The sequence below is a fragment of the Streptomyces sp. NH27 genome, assembly GCF_056859195.1.
The window spans coordinates 1-2,541 of sequence record NZ_JACEGK010000765.1 but is presented as its reverse complement, the minus strand read 5'-3'; the positions used below and the strand labels follow the sequence as shown (position 1 = coordinate 2,541).

The following is a 2,541-nucleotide window of genomic DNA, read 5'->3' as shown; positions in this document are numbered from 1 at the left end:
GCCCCGTACTTCCCCCCCCCCCCCGGCCGCCGACCTCGTCGCGCAGGCGGGCCTCGGCGCGCACTCCCGGCTGGTGGCCGGCCGGATGCCGCACGCGCCGCCCGGGGTCGCCGAGGGCCAACCGCTGCCGCTCATCGAGGCCGCCGTGACGGTGAAGACGGCCCAGGTGCTGCACCTGAAGGTCGGCCAGTCCGTCCACCCGTACGGGGTGAGCCCGACGCCGCTGACCGTGCGCATCACCGGCATCGTGGCCCCGCTCGACCCCAAGTCGCCGTACTGGAACGAGGACCCCGACCTGCTCGGCCCGGTGCAATCCGCCCAGCCCGGCGCGCCCGGCGAACCGCCCAAGACGTACTGGCACTTCACGCTGCTGACCCACCGCGGCGCCACCGGCTCGCTGCCGGAGCTCGGCGCGGGCGTCAACCTCTACTGGTACGAGCCGCTGGACATCGGCCGGTTGACCGCGCACGACGTCCCAGCAGTCCAGCGCATGCTGTCGTCGCTGTCCAGCGGTCCGCTGGCGGTCAAACTCCAGGACGCGAGCAGCGTGCAGGCGCGCGTCGGCGACGCCCTCGGCACCGTCTTCACCAGCTTCCTCCGGGAGCGCGACGCCACCAGCCCGTTGGTACTGATCGCCGCGGTCGGCGTCGGCACCACCGCGCTCGCCGTGCTGCTGATGGCCGGGGGGCTCGCCGCCGAGCGGCGGCGTGCCGAGATCACGCTGCTGCGCGCCCGCGGCGGCTCGCTGCGCGGCGTAACCGGCCGGCTCGCCGCGGAGACCGCCGCGGCGGCCGTGCCCGGCGGGGTGGTCGGCACGCTGCTCGCGCTCCTGCTGTTGCCGACCGAACGCTGGCAACTGCCGGTGCTGCTGGCCGTGCTGGTCACCGCGGTGGTGGTGCTCGCGCTGCCGCTGCGGGCCGGCTTCGTGGTGCGCCGGCCGCGTCCGGGCGGGCGGGAGGACGTGGTCGCGGCGCGGCCGTCGCGACGCCGGCTCGTGCTCGAACTCACCGTCGTGGTCCTGATGGTGGGCGCGGTCGTGGCGCTGCGGCAACGCGGCGGCGGGGGTTCGGGCGGCACCGGCGCGTCCGGGGGCAGCGGTCCGGGCAACGACCCGTTCCTCGCCGCCGCGCCCGTGCTGGTGGCGATCGGCGCCGCGCTCGTCCTGCTGCGGCTGTACCCGATGCCGCTGCGGCTACTGGCCCGCCCCGCGGCACGGCTGACCGGCGCGGTCACCCACCTCGGCCTGGCCCGCGCGGGCCGCTCCCCCGCCAACGGTCAACTGCCGCTGCTGGCAGTGCTGGTGGCTCTGACCGTGACGTCCTTCGGCGGCTCCGTGCTGGCCGGGATCAGCCACGGCCGGGACCGGGCGGCCACGGCGACGGTCGGCGCGGACGCCCGGATCGACGCGGTCACCGCCACGCTGTCGCCCCAACTCCCTGACGCCGTACGGAAGGTGCCCGGCGTCGGCTTGATCACCACGGCACGGGTCGAGCAGAACTCCGCCGATGCGACGTTCGGCGAGTCCTACGCGGTGGTGCTGGTGGACCCGGCTTCGTACGACAAGCTCACCCGTGCGGTCGGGCTGCCCTCCTTCCCGGCGGGCACGCTGTCCGGACACGGCGGCAAGGCGGGCGACCCGGTGCTGCCCGCCGTGCTGTCACCCGGGCTCGCCCAGCAGATCGGCCGGCAGACGGTGTCGCTCGGCACCGAACTCGGCACCACCAACATCCGTACCGCGGCCGTCCTGCCGACCACCCCGGCCGCGCCCGGGGGCGAGTTCGTGATCGTGTCGGCGCCCTCGTTCAACGCCGTGCACCCGATCGCCGTGCAGTATCGGCAGCAGGCGGCGCCCACCACGCTGCTGGCGATGGCGGCGCCGGGCAAGCACATCGACGCGAAGGCGCTGCACAAGGTGGCCGCGTCCGACACCTCGTCGGTGTCGGTGCTGATGCGCAGCGACGAACGGGCCGCGCTCGCGGACACCCCGCTCCAGCACGGCACCCGCCGGCTGTACCTGGCGGCGGTCGCGGCCGGGGCGGGCTACAGCGCGCTGGCGCTACTGCTGTCGCTGCTCCAGGCGGCGCCGGGCCGGACCACCCTGCTGGCCCGGCTGCGCACGATGGGCATGACCCGGGGCCAGGCGCGGCGTCTGGTGCTGCTGGAGATGCTGCCGCAGGTGCTGCTCGGCGCGGTAGGCGGTGTGCTGGTGGGCCTGGCGGTGATCCCGCTGCTCGGGCCGGGCATCGACCTGCGCGCGCTGACGTTCGGTACGGGACCGCGCGACTTGGCGCCGGTCGACTTCGGGCTGGGGCTGCGCGCGAACCCCTGGGCCCTTGCCCTGCCGTCGGCGGGGCTGCTGATACTGGCGTGTGCGGTGCTGCTGGCGCAGGCGTGGCTGTCCGGACGGCGGCGGGAAAGCACGGAACTGAGAGCGGGGGATCGGGTATGAGCGGGGAAGCGCGGGGGAACGGGACGAGCGGGGATTCCGGGGACGGGGCCGGGGTTTCCGCGGATGCGGAATCGTCGGTCACGGCCCTGGCG

The 2,541-nt window shown here is 75.4% G+C and carries 1 protein-coding gene; it reads left to right on the top strand.

The genetic code is table 11. The annotated features are described in order from the left end of the window. Window positions 1–2,449 (top strand): FtsX-like permease family protein (locus tag AC13HU_RS35510; RefSeq protein WP_483046123.1); only part of this gene is annotated, 2,449 nt, incomplete at its 5' end. Window positions 2,450–2,541: the final 92 nt, after the last annotated feature.